This is a genomic window from Pontimicrobium aquaticum, from assembly GCF_005047595.1.
GTDB classification, from domain to species: Bacteria; Bacteroidota; Bacteroidia; order Flavobacteriales; family Flavobacteriaceae; genus Pontimicrobium; species Pontimicrobium aquaticum.
Window position 1 is genome coordinate 513775 of sequence record NZ_SUPL01000001.1, and the last position, 22322, is coordinate 536096.

Annotated in this window: 17 protein-coding genes; 8 read left to right on the plus strand and 9 right to left on the minus strand. The window is 34.0% G+C overall.

Annotated elements, in window-relative coordinates:
* Nucleotide 1 precedes the first annotated feature (1 nt).
* From glmS to E5167_RS02375, 5 genes are all read left to right on the plus strand, one after another.
* A complete protein-coding gene (glmS, locus tag E5167_RS02355; protein WP_136840642.1) occupies nucleotides 2-1849 on the plus strand; it encodes a glutamine--fructose-6-phosphate transaminase (isomerizing) in 1848 nt (615 codons plus the stop codon).
* Between the two features lie 169 nt (nucleotides 1850-2018).
* The gene (locus tag E5167_RS02360; protein ID WP_136840644.1) at nucleotides 2019-4775 is read left to right on the plus strand and encodes a TonB-dependent receptor; all 2757 of its coding nucleotides are present in this window, start codon (nucleotides 2019-2021) and stop codon (nucleotides 4773-4775) included.
* Nucleotide 4776: 1 nt separating this feature from the next.
* Entirely contained in the window at nucleotides 4777-6306 is a 1530-nt protein-coding gene (locus tag E5167_RS02365) for an SGNH/GDSL hydrolase family protein (protein WP_239021924.1), read from the plus strand.
* A gap of 217 nt (nucleotides 6307-6523) precedes the next feature.
* Entirely contained in the window at nucleotides 6524-8032 is a 1509-nt protein-coding gene (atpD, locus tag E5167_RS02370) for a F0F1 ATP synthase subunit beta (RefSeq protein ID WP_136840646.1), read from the plus strand.
* A gap of 17 nt (nucleotides 8033-8049) precedes the next feature.
* Entirely contained in the window at nucleotides 8050-8325 is a 276-nt protein-coding gene (locus E5167_RS02375) for a F0F1 ATP synthase subunit epsilon (protein ID WP_136840648.1), read from the plus strand.
* Nucleotides 8326-8409: 84 nt separating this feature from the next.
* On the opposite strand, the gene E5167_RS02380 is transcribed toward E5167_RS02375, so the two are convergent.
* The 8 genes from E5167_RS02380 to E5167_RS02415 form a co-directional block, all read right to left on the minus strand.
* Complete coding sequence (locus tag E5167_RS02380) at nucleotides 8410-10221, minus strand: sodium:solute symporter family protein (RefSeq protein ID WP_136840651.1); 1812 nt, start codon at nucleotides 10219-10221, stop codon at nucleotides 8410-8412.
* 29 nt (nucleotides 10222-10250) lie between these two features.
* Nucleotides 10251-10688, minus strand: coding sequence for a LexA family protein (locus tag E5167_RS02385; RefSeq protein WP_136840653.1), 438 nt, complete (start codon nucleotides 10686-10688; stop codon nucleotides 10251-10253).
* Nucleotides 10688-11944, minus strand: a complete 1257-nt coding sequence (locus E5167_RS02390; RefSeq protein WP_136840655.1) for a Y-family DNA polymerase — start codon at nucleotides 11942-11944, stop codon at nucleotides 10688-10690. The genes E5167_RS02385 and E5167_RS02390 overlap by 1 nt, the downstream gene beginning before the upstream one ends.
* Nucleotides 11945-11995: 51 nt before the next feature.
* Nucleotides 11996-13798: a M61 family metallopeptidase gene (locus E5167_RS02395; RefSeq protein WP_136840657.1), complete on the minus strand. Its 1803-nt coding sequence runs from the start codon at nucleotides 13796-13798 to the stop codon at nucleotides 11996-11998.
* Nucleotides 13799-13885: 87 nt separating this feature from the next.
* Complete coding sequence (locus E5167_RS02400; protein WP_136840659.1) at nucleotides 13886-14092, minus strand: helix-turn-helix domain-containing protein; 207 nt, start codon at nucleotides 14090-14092, stop codon at nucleotides 13886-13888.
* Nucleotides 14093-14095: 3 nt separating this feature from the next.
* The gene (locus E5167_RS02405; protein WP_136840661.1) at nucleotides 14096-14611 is read right to left on the minus strand and encodes a DUF2975 domain-containing protein; all 516 of its coding nucleotides are present in this window, start codon (nucleotides 14609-14611) and stop codon (nucleotides 14096-14098) included.
* 6 nt (nucleotides 14612-14617) lie between these two features.
* The gene (locus tag E5167_RS02410; RefSeq protein WP_136840663.1) at nucleotides 14618-14824 is read right to left on the minus strand and encodes a hypothetical protein; all 207 of its coding nucleotides are present in this window, start codon (nucleotides 14822-14824) and stop codon (nucleotides 14618-14620) included.
* 104 nt (nucleotides 14825-14928) lie between these two features.
* The gene (locus E5167_RS02415; protein ID WP_136840665.1) at nucleotides 14929-16431 is read right to left on the minus strand and encodes an aminotransferase-like domain-containing protein; all 1503 of its coding nucleotides are present in this window, start codon (nucleotides 16429-16431) and stop codon (nucleotides 14929-14931) included.
* A 67-nt stretch (nucleotides 16432-16498) separates the two neighbouring features.
* Between E5167_RS02415 and E5167_RS02420 the strand changes: the two genes are divergently transcribed.
* Entirely contained in the window at nucleotides 16499-18319 is a 1821-nt protein-coding gene (locus E5167_RS02420) for a TonB-dependent receptor plug domain-containing protein (RefSeq protein ID WP_136840668.1), read from the plus strand.
* Between the two features lie 68 nt (nucleotides 18320-18387).
* Complete coding sequence (locus tag E5167_RS02425) at nucleotides 18388-19257, plus strand: cupin-like domain-containing protein (RefSeq protein WP_136840670.1); 870 nt, start codon at nucleotides 18388-18390, stop codon at nucleotides 19255-19257.
* Here E5167_RS02425 and E5167_RS02430 read toward each other — a convergent pair.
* On the minus strand, nucleotides 19250-19723 hold the full coding sequence (locus tag E5167_RS02430) for a regulatory protein RecX (protein WP_136840672.1): 474 nt from the start codon (nucleotides 19721-19723) through the stop codon (nucleotides 19250-19252). The genes E5167_RS02425 and E5167_RS02430 overlap by 8 nt on opposite strands.
* Before the next feature lie 196 nt (nucleotides 19724-19919).
* Here E5167_RS02430 and E5167_RS02435 point away from each other — a divergent pair, with 196 nt between their 5' ends.
* The gene (locus tag E5167_RS02435; RefSeq protein WP_136840674.1) at nucleotides 19920-22298 is read left to right on the plus strand and encodes a T9SS type A sorting domain-containing protein; all 2379 of its coding nucleotides are present in this window, start codon (nucleotides 19920-19922) and stop codon (nucleotides 22296-22298) included.
* The last annotated feature ends 24 nt before the right edge of the window (nucleotides 22299-22322 follow it).

Sequence of the window (22322 nt, forward strand, 5' to 3'; positions counted from 1 at the left end):
TATGTGTGGCATTGTTGGATATATTGGGCATCGAGAAGCTTACCCTATTATTTTAAACGGACTTAAACGTTTAGAATATAGAGGATACGACAGTGCAGGCATTGCTTTATTTGATGGAAATGACATAAAACTTTCCAAAACCAAAGGAAAAGTTGATGATCTAGAAAAGCGCGTTTCCAAAGAAATATCTACTAACGGAACTTTAGGCATAGGTCATACACGTTGGGCAACACATGGTGTTCCAAATGATGTTAATTCACACCCACATTATTCAAACTCTGGTGATTTAGTAATTATTCACAACGGAATCATAGAAAACTATGAAGCCTTAAAAAAAGAGCTTCTAAAAAGAGGATACACTTTTACATCTGACACTGATACTGAAGTTTTAGTAAATCTTATTGAAGATATTAAAAAAAGCAATAATGTTAGATTAGGAAAAGCAGTACAAATAGCACTAAATCAAGTTGTTGGTGCTTATGCTATTGCTGTGTTTGACAAAACAAAACCCAATGAAATTGTAGTAGCACGCCTAGGAAGCCCTTTAGCAATTGGTGTTGGAGAAGATGAGTTTTTTATTGCAAGTGATGCTACACCTTTTATAGAATTTACCAATAATGCCATTTATTTAGAAGATGAAGAAATGGCTGTAGTTAGAAGGCATAAAGATGTAAAAATTCGAAAAATTAAAGACGACTCTTTAGTGAGCCCTTACATTCAAGAATTACAACTTAACCTTGAACAAATAGAAAAAGGCGGTTATGAGCATTTTATGCTTAAAGAAATATTTGAACAACCAAATGCCATTAAAGACACCTATAGAGGTCGTTTACTAAGTAAAGAAGCTATTATAAAAATGGCTGGAGTAGAAGATAACATGAAAATGTTTCTTAATGCCAATCGTATTATTATAGTAGCCTGCGGAACTTCTTGGCACGCTGGTTTAGTTGCTGAGTATATATTTGAAGATTTAGCAAGAATTCCTGTTGAAGTTGAGTACGCGTCCGAATTTCGATATAGAAATCCTGTAATTAATAAAAATGATATAGTCATTGCTATATCACAATCAGGCGAAACAGCTGACACGTTAGCTGCAATTAAATTGGCAAAATCTCAAGGAGCCTTTGTTTTTGGTGTTTGTAACGTTGTAGGATCATCAATAGCACGCGAAACTAATGCTGGAGCATATACACATGCAGGGCCAGAAATTGGTGTAGCTTCTACAAAAGCGTTTACGACTCAAATCACAGTGCTAACCCTTATAGCATTGCGATTAGCTAGAGCTAAAGGAACAATGTCTAGTTCAGATTTTAGACGTCATTTAATCGAATTGGAAATGATTCCTGATAAAGTAACCCAAGCTTTAAAATCAGATTCCTACGTTAAAACCGTTGCTGAAATATATAAAGATGCTAAAAACTTTTTATATCTAGGTAGAGGCTATAATTTTCCTGTAGCACTCGAAGGCGCATTAAAACTTAAGGAAATTTCATATATCCATGCCGAAGGTTATCCTGCTGCCGAAATGAAACATGGTCCAATAGCTCTAATTGATGAAAACATGCCTATTGTAGTAATTGCAACAAATAAAGGGCATTACGAAAAAATTGTTAGCAACATTGAAGAAATCAAAGCTAGAAAAGGAAAAATAATTGGCATAGTAACCAAAGGAGACAAAAGTGTTAAAAAACTAGCAGACCACGTAATAGAAGTTCCTGAAACAATTGAGTCGCTTACACCACTCCTTACAACTATTCCGTTACAGTTATTATCTTACTATATTGCTGTCATGTTAGATAAAAATGTCGATCAACCTCGTAATTTAGCTAAATCGGTTACTGTAGAATAATCTTCGTTATTTAAAATTAATCCAAATTTAACATTTGGTTAAATTTTAAGATAATCGCTATTTAAAAAGTCTTATATTGTGTTTAATATATACTATGCATGCATAGTTGTTATATTTTTTTATATTGCAAATAACTAAAAGCACTTTTAAAATTAAATCAATACCCAATATGAGAACTATTCTAAAGATTTTTTTATTACTCTTTTGCGTATCATCCTATGCGCAAACTACTATTAAAGGTAAAATTACCGATAATAGTGGCCTACCACTACCTGGTGCAAATGTTATTGTACTTGGAACCACCAGTGGTACAATGACAGATTTTGATGGTAATTACATCTTAACTGTTAGCCAAACACCTCCATTTACTATACAAATAAGTAGTGTAGGTTTTGAAACACAAACTATTGAAGTAACTACCAACAACCAAACAATTGACATTACTTTAAAAGAAGGAAACGAATTAGACGAAATTGTAGTTTCGGCTTCTAGAACCCCTGAACGAATATTTGAGTCTCCTGTAACAGTAGAACGCTTTGGGCTTAAAGAAATTAAAAATACTGCTTCTGCTGATTTTTATGATGGGCTTGAAAATCTAAAAGGGGTAGATGTTAATACCAATAGTTTAACCTTTAAAGCTATTAACACTCGTGGGTTTGCTACATTTGCCAATACAAGGTTTATGCAGTTAGTTGATGGGATGGATAACTCTACACCAGCACTTAACTTCCCAATAGGAAACTTAGTTGGTATGACTGAAACCGATGTGCAAAGTGTTGAACTACTCCCTGGTGCATCTTCAGCTTTATATGGAGCTAATGCTTTTAACGGAATTTTGTTCATGACCAGTAAAAACCCTTTTGACCATCAAGGAATAAGCGGTTATTACAAACAAGGAATTACCTCTCAAGAAGCCTCAGGTGATAATTCTTATACCGATTTTGGTATGAGAGCCGCTCATAAGTTTAGCGATAAGTTTGCTGCAAAAGTAAACTTTGCTTACCTAAAAGGAACCGATTGGGCTGCAACCAGTGAAGTTGATAGAAATGATCCTTCAAGAAGTCGTTCTCATTATGGTTATAATGGAATTAATGTATATGGTGATGAAGTTTCTACTAATATTAGAGCTGCTTCTGGATTAGGCATCATTCCTGATGTTGTTGTCTCTAGAACCGGATATAATGAAAAAGATTTAACCGATTATAATGCTGAAAGTGTTAAAGCAGATTGGGGATTATATTATCGCCCTTGGGCAGATGACTTTGAAATTGTATATCAAGGAAAAGTTGGTACAGGTTCAACGATTTATCAAGGAACAAACCGTTATAATATTGATAATTTTACACAACAACAACATAAAATTGAATTGAGAAATGACAATTTCTTTTTAAGAGGCTATGTGGTTGGTGATAAAGCTGGCGATTCATATGATATGGTATTTACAGGTATTAACATACTTAATGCTTGGAAACCTCACGAACAATGGTTTGCAGATTATATAGAAACCTATGCAGGAATCGAATTAATGGGAAATCCTTTAGGCTTAAGTGAACAACAAAAACATGATGCTGCAAGAGCAGTTGCAGAACAAGGCAGATACCAACCTGGTACACCTGAATTTAAAGCTGCATTTAATAGAAGTATTAATGATCCTGATTTATTAACTGGTTCAAAATTTCAAGATGCTTCTAAATACTACCATACTGATGCCAACTACAACTTTAGCCATTTAACCGATGTAGCCGACATTCAAGTTGGTGGATCTTATAGAAAATATAGTTTAAATTCTTTTGGAACTATTTATACCGATTATGATGGTAATATTGATTATTCTGAATATGGTATTTATACACAAATACAAAAAAATATCGATTTAAGTGACAATGTAGAGTTAAAACTAACTGGTTCTGCTAGATACGATAAATCAGAATTTTTTGATGGCTTTGTATCTCCAAGGATATCTGCAGGTTTTACGATTAATAAAAATCATAATATTAGAGCTTCTGCACAAACAGGATTTAGAAATCCAACGACTCAAGATTTGTTTATTGGATTAGATGCTGGTGTTGGTATATTAGTAGGTTCAGCTCCTGATAATTTAGACAGATATGTAAGAGATTATGATATTAGCACAGAAGGTCAAGGCCTAGGAACTCCTGCCATGGTCACTCAAACAGGTGCTGCTGCTTACAACAATTCTTATTCTGCTGCTTCGGTACAAGCTTTTGCTGCATCTGGAAATCCAGCACTTTTAGAAACAGGAAATCCTGAAGTTGTAAAACCTGAAAAAGTGAGCTCTTTAGAGGTAGGATATAGAGGGAAATTAGATAAAACAATTATCGATTTAAGTATATACTACAATAAATACCAGGATTTTATCTCTGGTGAAAATGTAGTTGCTCCTTTATATGGAACTGTAGGAGACAATTCTCTTTCAATTGCTGCTTTAGCAAATGGTGATTATGTAGGATACCAAACATATACAAACTCTGAAGCTGATGTAGACTCCTATGGAGCATCTATTGGTATATCAACAAAGATTTTTGGTGATTTTGATTTATCAGGAAATTACACCTACGCTAAACAAGACTTTGACCAAGATGCTTTCCCTGATTTTAGAACTAATTTCAATACGCCTGAACATAAGTTTAAAGCCTCTTTTGGTAACACCGATTTATTTAAAAATTTCGGATTTAATATTGCCTACAGATTTAGTGATGATTATTACTGGCAGGCAACTTTTGGAGATGGTTTAGTACCAGAATTCCATACCGTTGATGCACAAATAAACTTAAGAGTTCCAAGCTTGAAATCTACTTTTAAAGCTGGAGCCACTAATTTATTAGGTGATGAATATTTCACAGCTTTCGGAACAGGTTTCATAGGTTCTCAATACTATATTTCTTGGACAATTAATAACTTATAAAATGAAAAAAAATATTATGAATACTAAATATATATGGTTGCTATTAATCTGTTTAGGTTTTGTAGCATGCAACGATCCTGAAGATTTTATTGATGCTCCTGAACCTGAGGCAGTACTTCCTCCTCTAACCGCAGGAAGTGCCGATTTTTCAAAATTCGTGTCAGTAGGCGCGTCTTTTACTGCTGGCTATACTGATGGTGCTTTGTTCATAGCTTCACAACAAAATTCATTCCCTAGTATTATGGCAGAACAATTTGCTAAAGTAGGTGGTGGTTCCTTTACCCAACCTATGATGAATGATAACTTTGGTGGCTTAGCAATTGGAGGTACAAGAATTGCTGACCCTCGTTTAGTTTTTGGTGGTGCAGGCCCAGTACCTTTAGAGTCTATAATTGGTCCAATAAATGTAACTACCGATATTATGTCTAACAACCCAACAGGACCTTTTAATAATATGGGAGTTCCTGGAGCCAAAAGTTTTCATTTATTATCAGACACTTATGGGAATATAGCTGGAGTAGGTTCTTATGCTAACCCTTATTTTGTACGTATGGCGTCTAGCTCTACAGCAACTGTCTTAGGAGATGCAGCAGCTCAAGTTCCTACGTTTTTCTCATTATCATTAATTGGTGGAAATGATGTTCTAGGTTATGCTGTCTCAGGAGGTACTGGCATAGATCAAACAGGAAATTTAAACCCTGTAACGTATGGCAGTAATGATATTACAGATCCAAATGTGTTTGCACAAGCATTTAACGCAATAGTAACAACACTTACTGCCAATAACGCAAAAGGTGTTTTAACAAATATTCCAAATATTACTGATTTACCACATTTTACAACAGTACCTTACAACCCCATACCTTTAGATGCAGCTACTGCTGGCGCTTTAAATCAAGGGTATGCTGCATATAACGGAGGGCTTCAACAAGCCTTTGCTGCATTATCAGGAGCTGGCTTGTTTACTCAAGAAGAATTAGACAGAAGAACTATCAATTTTGTTGAAGGACAAAATGCTATGGTCGTTATAGACGAAGATTTAACAGACTTAGGAGCAATTAATCCTGCTTTTGCAGGCATTCCACAATATAGGCAAGCAACTGAAGAAGATCTTTTTGTATTACCATTATCTTCATTAATTCCTCAAGGATATGGAACCCAAATTCCTCTAGAAGACAAATGGGTATTAACGCCTGAAGAGCAAATGGCTATTCAAACAGCAACCGACGCTTACAATGCTACTATTACTTCAGTGGCATCGACTAATGGTTTAGCACTAGTAGATTTACAATCTATCTTAAATCAAGCAGCTACAACTGGAATTCCTTTTGATGACTATGTTATAACAGCCGATTTAGTTACAGGTGGTACCGTTAGTTTAGATGGAATTCACTTGACAGCTAGAGGTTATGCATTCATGGCAAATAAATTTTTAGAAGCTATAGATGCTACTTATGGTTCAAACTTTGTAGCATCTGGAAATATTGCAAAAGCTAATGATTATAACGTAATGTATTCACCAGGCTTATAACAATAATATCTTTTATAACTATTAAAAACCCAGAACAAAATTCTGGGTTTTTTGTTTTCTAATTCAACATTTTAGCGTTCTTTTCTAAACATAAAAAAACTTGTGTTTTTTGATACTATTTATATATGGTTTTTTAATTAAAACTCATATATTTGCAGCGCGAAAAACAGCTTGTTTTTCAATTAAAATTTAAGCAAAAACAATAAACACATAAGTAATGTCAAAAGTTACAGGTAAAGTTGCACAAATAGTAGGTCCAGTAATCGATGTTGAATTCGGTGCTGGTGCTGAACTTCCAAAGATTTACGATTCGTTAGAAATTAAGAGAGCTGATGGTTCTATTTTAGTACTCGAAGTACAATCTCACATTGGTGAAGATACAGTACGTACTATTGCAATGGACTCATCTGATGGTTTAAGTAGAGGTACAGAAGTTACTGCAACTGGTGCTCCAATACAAATGCCGATTGGCGAAGATGTTTACGGACGTCTTTTTAACGTAATTGGTGATGCTATTGATGGGTTAGGAGACTTACCTAAGGCTGATAAAGATGGACTTCCAATTCACAGAGAAGCTCCAAAATTTGAAGATTTATCAACATCTACTGAAGTTTTATTTACAGGTATTAAAGTAATTGATTTGATTGAGCCTTATGCTAAAGGAGGGAAAATCGGATTATTTGGTGGTGCTGGAGTAGGTAAAACAGTATTAATTCAGGAGTTGATTAACAATATTGCAAAAGGACACGGTGGTTTATCTGTATTCGCAGGAGTAGGTGAAAGAACTCGTGAAGGAAACGATTTATTACGTGAAATGTTAGAGTCTGGAATTATACGTTATGGAGACGACTTCATGCATTCTATGGAAGAAGGTGGATGGGATCTACAAAAGGTTGACAAAAAAGCGATGTTAGATTCTAAAGCAACGTTTGTTTTCGGACAAATGAATGAGCCTCCTGGAGCACGTGCTCGTGTTGCATTATCTGGTTTAACTATTGCTGAATATTTCCGTGATGGAGCTGGAGATGGACAAGGAAAAGATGTATTGTTCTTCGTCGATAACATTTTCCGTTTTACACAAGCTGGTTCTGAGGTATCTGCATTATTAGGTCGTATGCCTTCTGCAGTAGGTTACCAACCAACATTAGCAACTGAAATGGGTGCAATGCAAGAACGTATTACTTCAACAAAAAGAGGATCTATTACATCTGTACAAGCAGTTTACGTACCTGCGGATGATTTAACCGATCCTGCACCAGCGACTACATTTGCTCACTTAGATGCAACAACTGTATTATCTCGTAAAATTGCTGAGTTAGGTATTTACCCTGCGGTGGATCCATTAGATTCTACTTCAAGAATTCTTACTGCTGACATTTTAGGTGATGAGCATTATGATTGCGCACAAAAAGTAAAAGAGTTATTACAACGCTATAAAGAATTACAAGATATTATTGCTATTCTTGGTATGGAAGAATTATCTGAAGAAGATAAAATGGCTGTAGGACGTGCACGTCGTGTACAACGTTTCTTATCTCAACCATTCCACGTAGCTGAACAGTTTACAGGTATTCCAGGTGTATTAGTAGATATTAAAGAAACAATCAAAGGATTTAACATGATTATGGATGGTGAATTAGATCACTTACCAGAAGCAGCGTTTAACCTTAAAGGTACTATTGAAGAAGCTATTGAAGCTGGAGAAAAAATGCTTGCTGAAGCTTAATTTAATACAATTAAAGAATGCATTTAGAAATCGTAACACCAGAAGCCACATTATATAGTGGAGAAGTAGAGTCGGTTGCTGTTCCAGGAGTGAACGGTGAATTTGAAATGCTAAAAGATCACGCACCTATTGTGTCATTACTCAAAGAAGGACATGTAAAAGTGCACGGTAATATTCAACTTGATGAAGAGGTTGAAGCTAAGTTTATCAAAACAGATAAAGGTGTTTCTTTAGCAATAAATTCTGGTACTATTGAAATGAACGATAATAAAATTATAGTTCTAGCGGACTAATAAGTTTTATAAACTCAAAAATATATTATAAAAGGGCGAAATATTATGTTTCGCCCTTTTTTTTATTCTCTATATAGCAGCTTTTTATAAAATATTTGTCTTTATTTTTTTCCAAAGCTTAATAAGTACAAGTGCTGAAGCTACTGCTAATCCAGACAACGCTAATGCGCTTATATGTTCTCCATAAATAAAATGTCCTGTTGCAAACATAACACTGTAAATCAATACACAGCCCACTAGCATAGCAATAATACCAGAAGGAACACTCCATCCTTCATTGGTGTCAATAATTTCAATGTTTTCAGCTCGTGCCTCAGTAACAACTTTATTCCATCCAGGTCCACCTGGTTGTATTTTCTTATAAAACAATTGTAACACGTCTTTGCTTTCTGGTTGTGTTAGGTACGTTACAGTAATCCAAACTATAGATGATACTAATACAATAAATGGAAATTTTGCCCAAGAAGGCATAATCGCTTCATTACCAAACAATATTTCTCCTAAAGAAGTAAACGTAATTAACATAGATACAACACCTGAAACAAACATGGCCGAAATCTCACTCCAAGCATTAATACGCCACCAAAACCATCGTAATATGAATATAAGTCCTGTACCAGCTCCAAACATTAAAATAATATCGAATAACTGTAATGCGTTTTGTAACACAAGCGCAAATAATGCACTAAACACCATTAATAAAACTGTTGAAATTCTACCAACAGCCACTAATTGTTTTTCCGTGGCATTTTTATTTATTTGTTGCTTATAAAAATCGTTGACTATATACGAACTTCCCCAATTTAAATGCGTAGAAATAGTACTCATATAAGCTGCGACTAATGATGCTAAAACAAGTCCTAATAAACCACTTGGCAACTTTGTAAGCATTGCAGAATAGGCTAAATCGTGACCCAATTTATCTTCAGCGACATTAGGAAATGCCTCTTGTATGCTTACTAAATCTGGAAACACCACTAAAGATACTAGTGCTACAATTATCCATGGCCAAGGTCGTAATGCATAGTGCATAATATTAAAAAAGAATGTGGCTCCTATTGCGTGGTTTTCGTCCTTGGCTGCCAGCATACGCTGTGCAATATAACCACCACCACCTGGTTCTGCGCCTGGATACCAACTACTCCACCACTGTACTGCTAACGGAATTATGAGTAGTGTAATTAGTGCTTCAGTATTGCTAAAATCAGGTAATATTGATAATTTATCAGCTACATTTTCGTGCTGAAGTAAACCTTCTAGTCCTCCTACTTCTGGTAAACCAACCAAATAATAAGCGGCTCCAATGGCTCCAGCCATGGCTGTAAAAAACAATATAAAATCCGTATAAACCACACCTTTAAAACCACCTAAAGCACTAAAAATCATAGCAATAACACCAGCATATAGAACTGTTTCAATAGGTTCAAGGTCAAGCATAATACTACCTATTTTAATAGCGGCTAATGTCACACCAGCCATCGCCAAAATATTGAAAATTATCCCTAAATAAATAGCCCTAAAGCTTCGTAAAAATCTTGCAGGTGCACCACCATAACGCAGCTCATAAAACTCAATATCTGTATTTACCTTAGATTTTCGCCAGAGTTTTGCATATACAAAAACGGTAAGAAGCCCTGTAATTAAAAACGCCCACCATACCCAATTACCAGAAACTCCATTGTTACGTACAATATCAGTCACTAAATTTGGTGTGTCTGTAGAAAATGTGGTTGCTACCATTGATACTCCAAGTAACCACCAAGGCATACTTCTTCCTGATAAAAAATATTCAGCTGAACTTTTTCCTGATTGTTTGGATACGTAAATGCCTATAAAAAGTGTAATTGCAAAAAATAAGATGATAATTGAAACATCAAATACGGATAAATCTACCATGCGTAGTGTAAATTAAATTTTAGCCTAAGTTATACTTTTTTAATCACATTAGTTACAATTCCCCAAATGACAAATTGATTGTCTTGGGTTATTTTAATAGGCTTATAGTTATCGTTTTCGGGTTGTAACCAAATACCATCCTTTTCTACCCTTAATCGCTTTACGGTGAACTCTCCATCTAAAAAGCAAACAGCTATTTTATTATGCTCAGGCTCTAGACTTCTATCAATAATTAATAAATCATTATCATTTAGTCCTGCATTTATCATGGATTGACCACTTACTCTTGCAAAGAAAGTAGCTTCCTTATTCTTAATAAGCTCTTCATCTAATGATAATCGTTGTTGTTTAAAATCTTCGGCGGGAGAAGGAAATCCAGCTGAAATACCAGCATCTACTAGTATTGCACCTAGACTATTCGTTTTTTTTGGTGTTAAAAAAGTTAAATCTTGGGTTGATTTTGTCATTATTTTATTTTAATAATTTCATTTATATCTGTTGTATATCTTGGTGATAAACGTTCTTGGCGCATTTTCCATGTACGTTCTAAATCTTGATTACCAAGTTTTATTTTATAATCTTTATACCGTTTGTTAATACTATCAATTACTGTCATTAAAGGTTTGTGTTTAGGGTTTTCTTGCTCAAAAATATTTAACTGATGATTGTAAGTAGGAACCAACCCTGTTACGATAACGCCTGCTCGTTTATATTTTATATCTTCCTTAAAAATTGATGTCACAGCTTCTACGGCGTATTTGCATATAGTAAGCGTTGAATCTGTAGGATATGATAATTTTACTACTCTACTAACACGATGTTGTTCTAAGTCCTTTTTATGTCTATCGCTACTTAATAAAACAATAATCATGTGGCAGCTAGATTCTTGTTTACGAAGTTTTTCGGCACAACTGGTAGCAAAAGTTGAAACACGCTCTTTAATATTGTCAATATCAGAAAATGTATATTCAAAACTTCGTGTGGTTGCAATGGCTCGTTTTGTTTTAATTTCGTCTAGTTTTAAGGTTGAAATACCTTCTAAATCCTTTTTTAGTTTCCACTCGGTTATTGAAAAATGCTTGCGAACCCAATCATCCGATAACTGTGTAAAATCGAATGCTGTTTTACAGTTTTTTGCAGCCAACCGTTTTTGTAGTCCTCTTCCAATTCCCCAAACATCTTGCAATTTAATCCATTTTAAGGCTTTAATTCGTTTTTCTTCAGAATCTATTACATACACCCCTTTGGTCTCCTTAGGAAACTTTCTTGCAATCTTGTTAGCTACTTTACTCAACGCTTTTGTTGGTGCTACACCAACACATGTTGGAATACCTGTCCATTTTAAAATGCGTTGTCTTATCTGATTTCCATAATCATTAAAATCATAGGTATCGAAGCCTTTAAATTCTAAAAATGCTTCATCTATACTATACACCTCAACATCTGGTGTAAATTGTTGTAAAATTGACATAACGCGGCTGCTCATGTCTCCATACAACGGATAATTTGATGATAGTATTTCTATATCGTTCGCTTTACAAAAGCCTTCCCACTTAAAAATTGGTGCTCCAAAAGGAAGTTGCAAATGCTTAGCTTCATCGCTCATAGAAATAACACAACCGTCATTATTACTTAGGATAGCAACAGGTTTTTCGCGTAAATTAGGATTAAATACGCGTTCACAAGAGGCATAAAAATTATTACAATCAACTAAAGCAAACATGCTTATAAAGGTACATATTTGCTTTAGTTTTTTATAGAAAGTGTTTTTAAATTATTTACTTTTTTTACGTAACCAAGCCTCTCTTGCTGCTACTTGTTCCTGGCTAGCATTCTCATTAATACTTATAGAGTAAGAAGGATCTGATTTAAACGTTAGGCTTGTTTCTCTTTTATTTCCTAAACGTTCATACACTACTTTAGCTACATCACCTGCTTTAAAATTCGTCATTATAGTGTTAGAGTCTAAATCATCACTTAACACATAATCTCCTAGTTGAATGATAGTGTCGCCATTTTCAAGCCCTGCTTCATAAGCTGATGAACCAATACTTGTGTAACCATAAATTTTGCCTTGTCTAACACTTGCGCCAAAACGCGCTTTTGTATCATCCTGTGTTAATGACACACCAACAGTTTTAAACAAACGCTTCATGTCTGGCATATCGCTTTTATGTACATAATTATTAAAGAACGTGTCTCCAAAACCTTCTCCCGCATATTCGTTAAGTGCCTTTTGTAAATCTGGGATCGTGTATGGTTTTTCATCTTTTCCTAATGTATTCCAAACGAACTTCATATAATCATCTAGATTCAAATTCTTTTCACGAAGCGATAAATCTAAAGCTAAGCCCAAAGCACTTCCATAAGAGTAATACGAAATAAAGGTATTACCTCTATTTACAGGATCTACTGAACGAGCAGCATCCACGAAAGGTGCTTGATAACTCATTTCAATCACATTAAAAAATTGTCTCCCAGGAGAATTCCATACATAATTAAAGGTTCCCGAAAGCCCTCTTACGTAGTTTTCTGGCTCCATGAGCCCTGCGCGACATAAAATTAAGTTGGTGTAATAGCTTGTAAATCCTTCGGCAAACCAAAGTTCACCACTCATATTTGCTTCTTCAAAATCGAAAGGTTCTAAAGATTGCGGACGAATACGCTCTACATTCCACGCATGAAAAAGCTCATGAGATACTGTCCCTATATTTCTTTCCATACCTCCATCAGCCAAACTTCTTGTAGATGTTACTACTGTGGAGTTACGATGTTCCATGCCATCGCCAGATGCATTAGGAATGTAACAAGCTAAAAAATAATAATTATCATAATCAAAATCTGGTAATTCACCATAAACAGCTTCTTGTTCTAATACTACTTTCTTTACTTTCTCGAAATATTCATCTAATTCGGCATCAGTACCGTTATGATGCAATACAAGATTTACAGTTTGCCCATTTACATCGAACGAACGAACACCATGGTTGCTGATTTCGGTTGGACTATCCATAAAATACTGCAAATTAGGTGCGTAATAGGTGTTTCCGTCTTTATGCTTTAATTGTGTGGCTATTTTCCAATTTAAATCTTCACGTACATTAAACGTTACTTCCATTTCATCATTCGCTAAACTTGGCGCATACATAAACGTTGCTGGAATATTTAAATGTGCATGGGTTTCATCTATTTGCGCATAGGTTCCGCCGCCTCTATTAGCAAATAAGGTATATGATACTTTTATGGTACCATCATGTCCGTTTACTTTCCAAGAATAAGGATCTGGTCTTGTGGTTTCCAGCTCGTTTCCTTGGCTATCTGTTACTTTAACTGCATATACGTTTTTAATAAATTCGTGCAATGCATAACGTCCTGGAGAGGTACGACTCATTCTAAATTCTACTTCGCCAGATTTTAAATTGGTAAAGGTTGCTTGCACGTTAGCTTCGTGATGTACAGCATTTTCAAATGAAATGTTATAAGTCGTAGAAACACCTTTTGAGGCTTCTTCGGTTTGAGTGCCTTCTTTACAATTAAAAAAGGCCAAAAGTGTGAGTAATAAAAATAGTTTTTTCATGATTGAAATAGTAAAAAAAGTGTTTAAGCAACTAAGATACTATTTTTACAGAATGACAGAAACTAATAATGAATTAAAGTATATAGGTTACTCTTCTACATATTCCAAAATATCACTTGGTTGACAATCTAATGCTTTGCAAATGGCTTCTAAGGTTGAAAAACGAATTGCCTTTGCTTTCCCTGATTTTAATATGGACAGGTTAGCAGTGGTAATACCAATAATTTCGGCCAAATCTTTGCTTTTCATTTTGCGCTTTGCCAGCATGACATCTAAGTTTACAATTATTGACATAGGCTAAATGGTTAAATCGTTTTCATATTGAAGTTCCAACCCTCTTTTAAATAATAGTGAAAACACGTAAACGATACCTGCTATTAACACAAATTCGCTAGGTATTAAGGTTGCTTTTATGCCTTGTGTTGCCTCTAAAATTCCTACGTGAATATTATGAGCTACTACAATTGCCCACATTAGCAAAAGACTATAGCTAATAGTTTGCATCCATTTTAAAGCATTTGCATTAAATGGTTTGTTTATGTTTAAGTTACTCAAGAGTTTCACTACAAGAAATGCAATATATGCTTGAATACTAAATTGAATAATTCTATAGCCAACAATAATAGAGTAGTGCACCAAACTGTTTTGTTTATAAGCAATTAAATTCATGCCTTCATATAAATCTTTAGCAACTTCTTCGTTACCTAAGCTTATTAAATATGATATGATTATAGCACCTGCCTTAATTGACAGCCCAATCAAGGCTATCCATGCAAACACATGCAATATTTTAAGTATTCTTTTTGTATTCATAATGTCTTATTTATTCATAAACCAATGTACATGACCGCAATTATTACATATATAGTTTAAAGCTTGCTTATTTGCCCAATCTAATTTAAAAAAGGTCATTCTAGGTGTATTCATTAATGTGGTTCTTGCCCAAAATTTATCATGTTTGCACACATTGCATTCTAATTTGTTCCCTTTTATTATTCGTTGTTTTACTTGAAGATTACTTGACATAACTTTGCTGTTTTTTGATTAATTGATATAGCAAATATATTTAAAATTATCGAAAAACAATAATTTTATATTGAAAAAGGATGTTTTTAAGTTTAAAGCACAAGCTATAACTCGCTAACAACCTTAGTATAAGCATGCTTTAATTTTTCAACTACTGCTTCGATTTCTTCTTCGTTTAAGTGTCCAAAACCAAAACGAATGGCACAGGTGTTTCTATCTTGATACAAAATGGTTTTTGGTAAGAATACGTCTAATTTTTCGGCTTCTTCTGCTAGTTTTACTAGAGAAATTGTGACATTAAATTCCAGCCAAATAGCTAAGCCTCCATTAGGTTTAGTGTAAGTTATACTATTCTCAAAATAATGGTCTAAATAGTTACATAAACAGTCGCGACGCTTTTTATAGGTGATGACATTTTTTTTAACAAGTCTATATATTTCACCTTCATCTATTAATTCAGATAACATTTGTTCTTGTATTGCATCTCCTTGTGCATCAAGCAATGTTAAGTAATTATTGGCTTCTATAATTAATGCTTCTGGTGCCACTACAAAACCTGTTTGAAAGCTTGGAAATAAAGACTGCCCTAATTTACCTAGATAAATAACCATTCCGTAAGTATTTGCCGTTGCCATAGGTAACATAGCAGACCCTTCAAATTGAAAATCATAATCGTAATCATCTTCTATAATAGCAAAACCATAATCCTTTGCTAGTTGTAATAATTGCAATCGTCTTTCTGCATTCAAGGTTGTAGTTGTTGGGTAATGCCTATGTGCGCTTACATAAACACATCTTATACTACCTTTAACAAAATGCTTTTTTATATAATCTACATCTAAACCATCAGCATCTATAGGTATGGTTTTTATAATGGCTCCTGATTCCTGAAAAATAGTGTTTGAAGAGTAATTACTTAGCCGACCAACCAAAACTACATCACCTTGATTTATTAACAACTGTGACACAATATACAGACTCATCTCTGTACTTCTTGTGCTCATTAAATTATTTGGCATTATATGAAACCCTCGTGTTGCGTTTAAATAATTACAAAGGTTAATTTTATAGTTAGTAATGGTTGAGGCTGATCTTCTATTCCATTTATACTGTAAAGTCTTTCGTTTCATAGCGGCACTATACCATCTTGAAAACTGATGCGCAGGATGTAATCGTAAATCTGGACTACCTTCATTTATAATATAAGTTGCTCTTGTTTCTTGTTTAGTTGATGCTAAATGAAATGATTTTTGAAATGGAAAACCCGTTTCTTTAGGGTACGTATAGGCCTGATTTACATGTTTTCCTGTAGCTTTAATTATGGCTGTAGTTTGTTCTGGTACTAAAATAAAGGTTCCTTTATTAGCAACAATATCTACCCAACCTTGTGAGGCTAATTCTTCATATATAGCAACAGCTGTGTTTCTATGAATCCCTAACAAATTGCCTAAAATACGTGTTCCCGGTAACTTACTCCCTTTTATTATATAACCACGCTGAACAGCATTTATTATTTGCTGTGCTACTTGTATATATACAGGTTGTATAGTAGATTTATCAATAGATATAAGCTGCTGTAATTTTTCATTAACCGGACTATTAATCATTTCGAAACTGGACTATTTTAATAGTCCGGAAAGTTACGAATTTTGCATCTTAAAATTATTTCATCTTATGAAAAGAAAACTTACACTTACAATAGCTGTATTTATTACCATATTTCAATTAAATGCTCAAGAAGTTTCAAGGCAAAGTTTAGATTCCATAACCTTAATAGGAAACCGTATAGATATTCCATTTAAAAAAAACTCAAGAACCGTTACAGTAATTACTGCAAGCCAAATTTCACAAAGTCCAGCAACTAACGTTACTGAATTATTACAACAAGTGGCTGGAATAGATATGAGACGTCGTGGTGTTAATGGCATGCAAGCCGATTTATACATTCGTGGTGGAAGCTTCGACCAAACCTTAGTTCTAATTGATGGTATTAAAGTGGAAGATGCACAAACTGGCCACCATACCATGAATATGGCTTTACCCATTGAAGTCATTGAACGTATAGAGATAATTAAAGGACCAGCAGCACGCATATTTGGGCAAAATGCTTTTACAGGTGCCATAAACATTGTTACAAAAAAGAATACTAATAATGTAAACACTGCTGGTTTTCAGGTGGGGTCTTTTGGACAACAACATGCTACAGGAACTACAGGGATTGATTTTAATAGAACCTCTATTATCGCTCATGCGTCTGTGAATACATCAGATGGTTACAGGCATAATACCGATTTTAAAAATCATAATTATTTTATAAAAGGAACCTTTAATAAAAATCATACACCTATAAATCTTATAGGTTATTATACTGATCGCAAGTTTGGCGCCAATGGGTTTTATGCATCTCCTTCGGCTATTAACCAGTATGAAGAAACACAAAGCAGTTTAGTTGGAGCATCATCGGTTTACAAAAAAGGAAACTTTACATTAAAACCTCGTTTATATTGGAAACGCAACCAAGATATGTATGTGTTTGTTAGAAACAACCCTTCTATTTACCGAAACTTACATATTTCGAATAAAGTTGGTGGAGAAGTAAACATATCATATAAATCTAACTTAGGAACAACTGGTTTTGGAGTAGATATTGCCAAAGTGTATTTGTCTAGTAATAATCTTGGAAATCGTGATCGTTTTATGACAAATATGTTTTTAGAACATCGTTTTACTTTTGCAGATGACAAATTAGATGTCACGCCTGGAATAGCGATAAACTATTTTTCCGATTTTAAATTCCATGCATTCCCAGGAATAGATATTGGTTACCAAGTAAACGACCATTTAAAAATATACGCTAATGCTGGTTATACTTATAGAATCCCAACATATACTGACTTATTTTATAACGACCCAACAACAGTTGGAAATGAAGATTTAGAACCTGAAGAAGCACTAACCGAAGAGCTAGGAATTAAATATACTAAAGGGAGTTTCTCTGGTTCTTTAGCTATATTCAATAGAGATTCTAACAATCTTATTGATTATGTAAAAGAAAAATCGGACGATTTATGGGAAGCAACAAATATTCAAAATTTAAACACTATTGGGTTGGAAGCGAATGCGTCTATAAATTATACTATAAGTGGTTTTAATCAGAATATTACTTTAGGATATACATATTTAGATGAAGACTTAAAAAAATCGAAAGTTAATTTCTCAAGATATTCAATCAACTCATTACAACATCACGCTACTGCTACTTTTAGAACACAGTTCTTTAAAAATTTTAGACAAAGTATTGCTTATAAATTTGCAAAACGAACTGAAGGAACAGATAACGATTATCATGTGGTTGATTTGAAAGCAACATTATATCTAAAGTCATTTGAAATATCAGTGATAGGAAACAACATTTTTAATACCTACTATACTGAAACTAACTTAGTACCTATGCCTAAAGGTAATGTGTTATTGGATGTAAAATATAGATTTTAGATATTGCACAAACATTATTTTAAATTAGATAACGTTTTGTTAAATTTGAAACGTTAAAACGAATTCAATTGAAATTAAATCTTCAAGAGGTTCCGCGTGTAAAAACCATTACAAAACAGGAATTCATAAAACACTATTTTAAGCCACAAAAACCTGTGGTTATTGAGCGTTATATTGAAGATTGGCCAGCATTTACTAAATGGAATTTAGATTATATGAAACAAGTTGCTGGAGATAAAACCGTACCGCTTTACGACGACAGACCTGTAGATTATAAAGATGGCTTTAACGAACCACATGCGACTATGAAAATGAGTGAATATGTTGATTTGTTAAAAAAAGAACCAACAAAGTATCGTATTTTTCTTTGGAATATTTTAAAAGAAGTACCTCAACTTCAAAAAGATTATAAATATCCTAATTTTGGTTTACGACTCATGAAAGGCTTACCAATGTTATTTTTTGGAGGAAGAAACTCCTATACTTTTATGCATTACGATATAGATTTAGCCAATATTTTTCATTTCCATTTTGAAGGAGAAAAGCAATGTATTTTATTCGACCAAAAACAAAACAAACATCTTTATAAAATACCTCATTCACTAATAACAAGAGAAGATATTGATTTTGCGAATCCTGATTTTAATAAATGGCCAGCTTTAAAACATGCACAAGGCTATATTGCCAACCTCAATCATGGTGAAGTGCTTTATATGCCTGAAGGCTGGTGGCACTATATGCGTTATATTACCCCTGGGTTTTCTATGAGTTTACGAGCTATTGCCAGAAATCCGAAAAACTTAGGAAAAGCGATTTATAATATCTTTTTTATGCGAAATTTTGACAATGCTATGCGACGCTTAAAAGGTCAAAAATGGATTGATTGGAAAAATGAACAGGCCATTGTTAGAACCAATAAATCAAACAACCTTAAGTAACAAGTTCATTTACTTTATCGTAAACCAAAAAAGCTTCCCAGCCTCTGTATAATAAGTAATCTGCCAATTTTTTCTTTCGCTTATAGATATTACGTTCTTTAATTAAACCAAACTTTTTTTCTGCTAAATCATTAAAAATGTTTAAATATTCTTCATCATTTATCTCTGCTAAGGCTTTCGTTATGTTTACTTTAGAAATATCCCTTTTCTTTAGTTCTTGGATTAAACGTTGTTTTCCCCATTTCTTGTGTTTTAACTTTCCACTTACATATGCTTTGGTAAAACGCTCTTCATTCAGATAATTATGTTGTAATAAATGCACTATAATTACATCTATAGCTTCAGGTATCATATACATCCCTTGTAACTTTTGCCTAACCTCTTTATGATAACGCTCTTGATAAGCGCAATAATTTTCAAGCGCTTTTTTGGCTTCCTCTAATGTATAGGTGCGTTTTTTAAACATAGTTCAAAAATAACAATTGACGGCAAATTGTGCTCTACAATCTGTGTTTTTTAAAATTACTTAAACTCATAATTACGGTAAAACCACAATAATTTTACGGTTTTCCCTCAATAGCATTCATATTATTAGTGTTATATTTGAATTAAATACTATAAAAATAGCTGCCCTACTATTTTGTTTGTCAGATTAATAGCAAATGAAATATAACATTACTTTTATACTGCTTTTTGGGGTGCTATACTTTAGCTACGGTCAAACTATTTTTTCTAATGAAATAACCGACACTGACCCTTCTGCTGATAATCCATATACAAATAACCAGTATGTTGATGCAAATATTACTGTTTCAGGAATTGGGAGAGGAAGCAATATAACTCGTGTTCAAAACCCATATAGAGAAAATAAGTATGCCGCATATAATTGGTCTGAAGTCTTTCATGAAGACGATTATTTAGAATTTGTATTAACCCCAGATCCTGGCAAACAAATCAATTTTAATAATTTTATTTATACTGGAGTAGTTGAAGGCATTTATGGACAAATACCAACCAATATTTCTATCAGAAGTAGTGTAGATAGTCTTGCAAGTGATATAGGAACCCCTACTTTGGTTGGATACAATTATATTGATTTATCTGCCCCAGAGTATCAAAACATAACCTCTGCAATAACTTTTAGAATCTATGCTTGGGGTGGAGACCCTTTAGGTATTTTTGGGCTTGAAAGATTTGAGTTTAATGGATCAGTAGAAGATATCCCATGCTACGGAGGAACGACGTATACTTGGGAATCTGGGCAATGGAATTCTGTTAATCCTTCTGGAACTCCAACATTAAACGATCCTGTTATCATCAACGATAATTATAACAGCACCACAAACGGAAGTTTCAGCACCTGTAACTTAACGGTTAATAATAGTTATACATTAACTATAGCAAACAATACGTATGTTGAAGTTGAAAACGACATTGTAGTTAATGGTAGTATTATAGTACAACCAAAAGGGTCAGTCGTACAAATCAATGATAATAGCAGTGTAACCAATAACGGAAATATTACCGTTAATAAAGAAACAGCACCAGCTAATAAATGGTATGAATACACTTATTGGAGTTCGCCTGTTGAAAACGAAACGATAGGCGGTGCTTTATCAGATGCTGATATTGGAAGACGGTTTTGGTATAATGCTGAAAACTATTTGGATGCCACAATGGAAACCAACAACAATAATACATCAGAAACGGGACAAGACGACATTGATGATGATGGTAATGACTGGGTATATGCCAACGCAGCAGATACTATGATCCCTGGAGTAGGTTATGCATCAACGCATGATCAGGTTGCATTTAATTTTTCTCCAGGAAATCAATTTGTATATTCTTTTCATGGTGCTTTTAACAACGGTGAAATCACGGTTCCTGTGTATAGAAATGATTCTGAAACCAATGACAATAACTGGAATTTTATAGGAAATCCATATCCTTCGGCTATTGATGCTGATGTGTTTTTGACCACCAATAGTATTATTGCAACCAATATACCTCATCATAATCTTACTTTAGATGGTGCCCTGTTTTTATGGTCTCAAAATACAGTGCCTTCCGATACTGCTAATGGAAACCAAAATTTAAATTTTGCCTCTTCAGATTATGCAGTCATTAATGCGGTGGGAGAGATTGCGGGTGGAGATGGGGTTACCCCAACTAGATATATCCCTTCTGGTCAGGGATTCTTTGTGGTTTATTCTGATGATGCTACACCTGATACTACAGTTAATGATATAAGTCGGGGAACTGTTGTTTTTAATAATTCTATGAGAGTTACTGATAATAATGACCAGTTTTTTAGGACTACTCATAACACTAAAATGAATAAGCTTTGGCTAAACCTAACGTCTGATAATGGTGTGTTTAAACAAATACTCGTTGCTTATGTCCAAAATGCCACAGACGATGATGATGGCATGGCTTATGACACACCTAGGAATCTTTCTTCTAATGCTGCAGCTATATTGTATTCCACTATTGAAAACAATACTAAAAAGTTCGTCATTCAAGGGAAGGCTATTAACAGTATTGATAAGGATGAAGTGATTAGTATTGGTTATAAAACCAGTATTGATGTACCAACTATCTATTCAATATCTATAGCGCAACTTGAAGGAGGGTTTTTAACTAATAATGCTGTTTATTTAAAAGATAACTTGCTAAATAAACTTCATAACTTGAAAGTGAGTGATTATAATTTCACATCAAACGTTGGTGAGTTTAACGACCGTTTTGAAATCGTTTTTTCTCAAGATGCGCTTTCTCTTAACGAGCAACTAATTGGTAGTAATCAGCTCTCAATTATTGAACATGCTAATGGCAATGTTCAGTTTAAGCTGAATGCTAGCAACTCTATGACCAACATTAAAATTATTGATTTACAAGGTCGCATTTTGTATAATTTTGACGTAAGTAACAACGATGAAACTTTATCGCTTTCTAATTTAAGTGGTGCGCCTTACATTGCTAAAATAACGCTTGATAACAATGTAATAATCAATAAAAAAGCCATTAAGAGGTACTAAAAATAGAAAGTGACTATGTATAAA

What these genes read in the sequence shown, in the direction of transcription:
- E5167_RS02415 (WP_136840665.1), bottom strand. Translation starts at nt 16,431, where the DNA reads ATGATTAATAGTCCGGTTAATGAAAAATTACAGCAGCTTATATCTATT.
- E5167_RS02375 (WP_136840648.1), top strand. Translation starts at nt 8,050, where the DNA reads ATGCATTTAGAAATCGTAACACCAGAAGCCACATTATATAGTGGAGAA.
- E5167_RS02400 (WP_136840659.1), bottom strand. Translation starts at nt 14,092, where the DNA reads ATGTCAATAATTGTAAACTTAGATGTCATGCTGGCAAAGCGCAAAATG.
- E5167_RS02405 (WP_136840661.1), bottom strand. Translation starts at nt 14,611, where the DNA reads ATGAATACAAAAAGAATACTTAAAATATTGCATGTGTTTGCATGGATA.
- E5167_RS02410 (WP_136840663.1), bottom strand. Translation starts at nt 14,824, where the DNA reads ATGTCAAGTAATCTTCAAGTAAAACAACGAATAATAAAAGGGAACAAA.
- E5167_RS02430 (WP_136840672.1), bottom strand. Translation starts at nt 19,723, where the DNA reads ATGTTTAAAAAACGCACCTATACATTAGAGGAAGCCAAAAAAGCGCTT.
- E5167_RS02380 (WP_136840651.1), bottom strand. Translation starts at nt 10,221, where the DNA reads ATGGTAGATTTATCCGTATTTGATGTTTCAATTATCATCTTATTTTTT.
- E5167_RS02420 (WP_136840668.1), top strand. Translation starts at nt 16,499, where the DNA reads ATGAAAAGAAAACTTACACTTACAATAGCTGTATTTATTACCATATTT.
- atpD (WP_136840646.1), top strand. Translation starts at nt 6,524, where the DNA reads ATGTCAAAAGTTACAGGTAAAGTTGCACAAATAGTAGGTCCAGTAATC.
- E5167_RS02365 (WP_239021924.1), top strand. Translation starts at nt 4,777, where the DNA reads ATGAAAAAAAATATTATGAATACTAAATATATATGGTTGCTATTAATC.
- E5167_RS02360 (WP_136840644.1), top strand. Translation starts at nt 2,019, where the DNA reads ATGAGAACTATTCTAAAGATTTTTTTATTACTCTTTTGCGTATCATCC.
- E5167_RS02385 (WP_136840653.1), bottom strand. Translation starts at nt 10,688, where the DNA reads ATGACAAAATCAACCCAAGATTTAACTTTTTTAACACCAAAAAAAACG.
- glmS (WP_136840642.1), top strand. Translation starts at nt 2, where the DNA reads ATGTGTGGCATTGTTGGATATATTGGGCATCGAGAAGCTTACCCTATT.
- E5167_RS02390 (WP_136840655.1), bottom strand. Translation starts at nt 11,944, where the DNA reads ATGTTTGCTTTAGTTGATTGTAATAATTTTTATGCCTCTTGTGAACGC.
- E5167_RS02435 (WP_136840674.1), top strand. Translation starts at nt 19,920, where the DNA reads ATGAAATATAACATTACTTTTATACTGCTTTTTGGGGTGCTATACTTT.
- E5167_RS02395 (WP_136840657.1), bottom strand. Translation starts at nt 13,798, where the DNA reads ATGAAAAAACTATTTTTATTACTCACACTTTTGGCCTTTTTTAATTGT.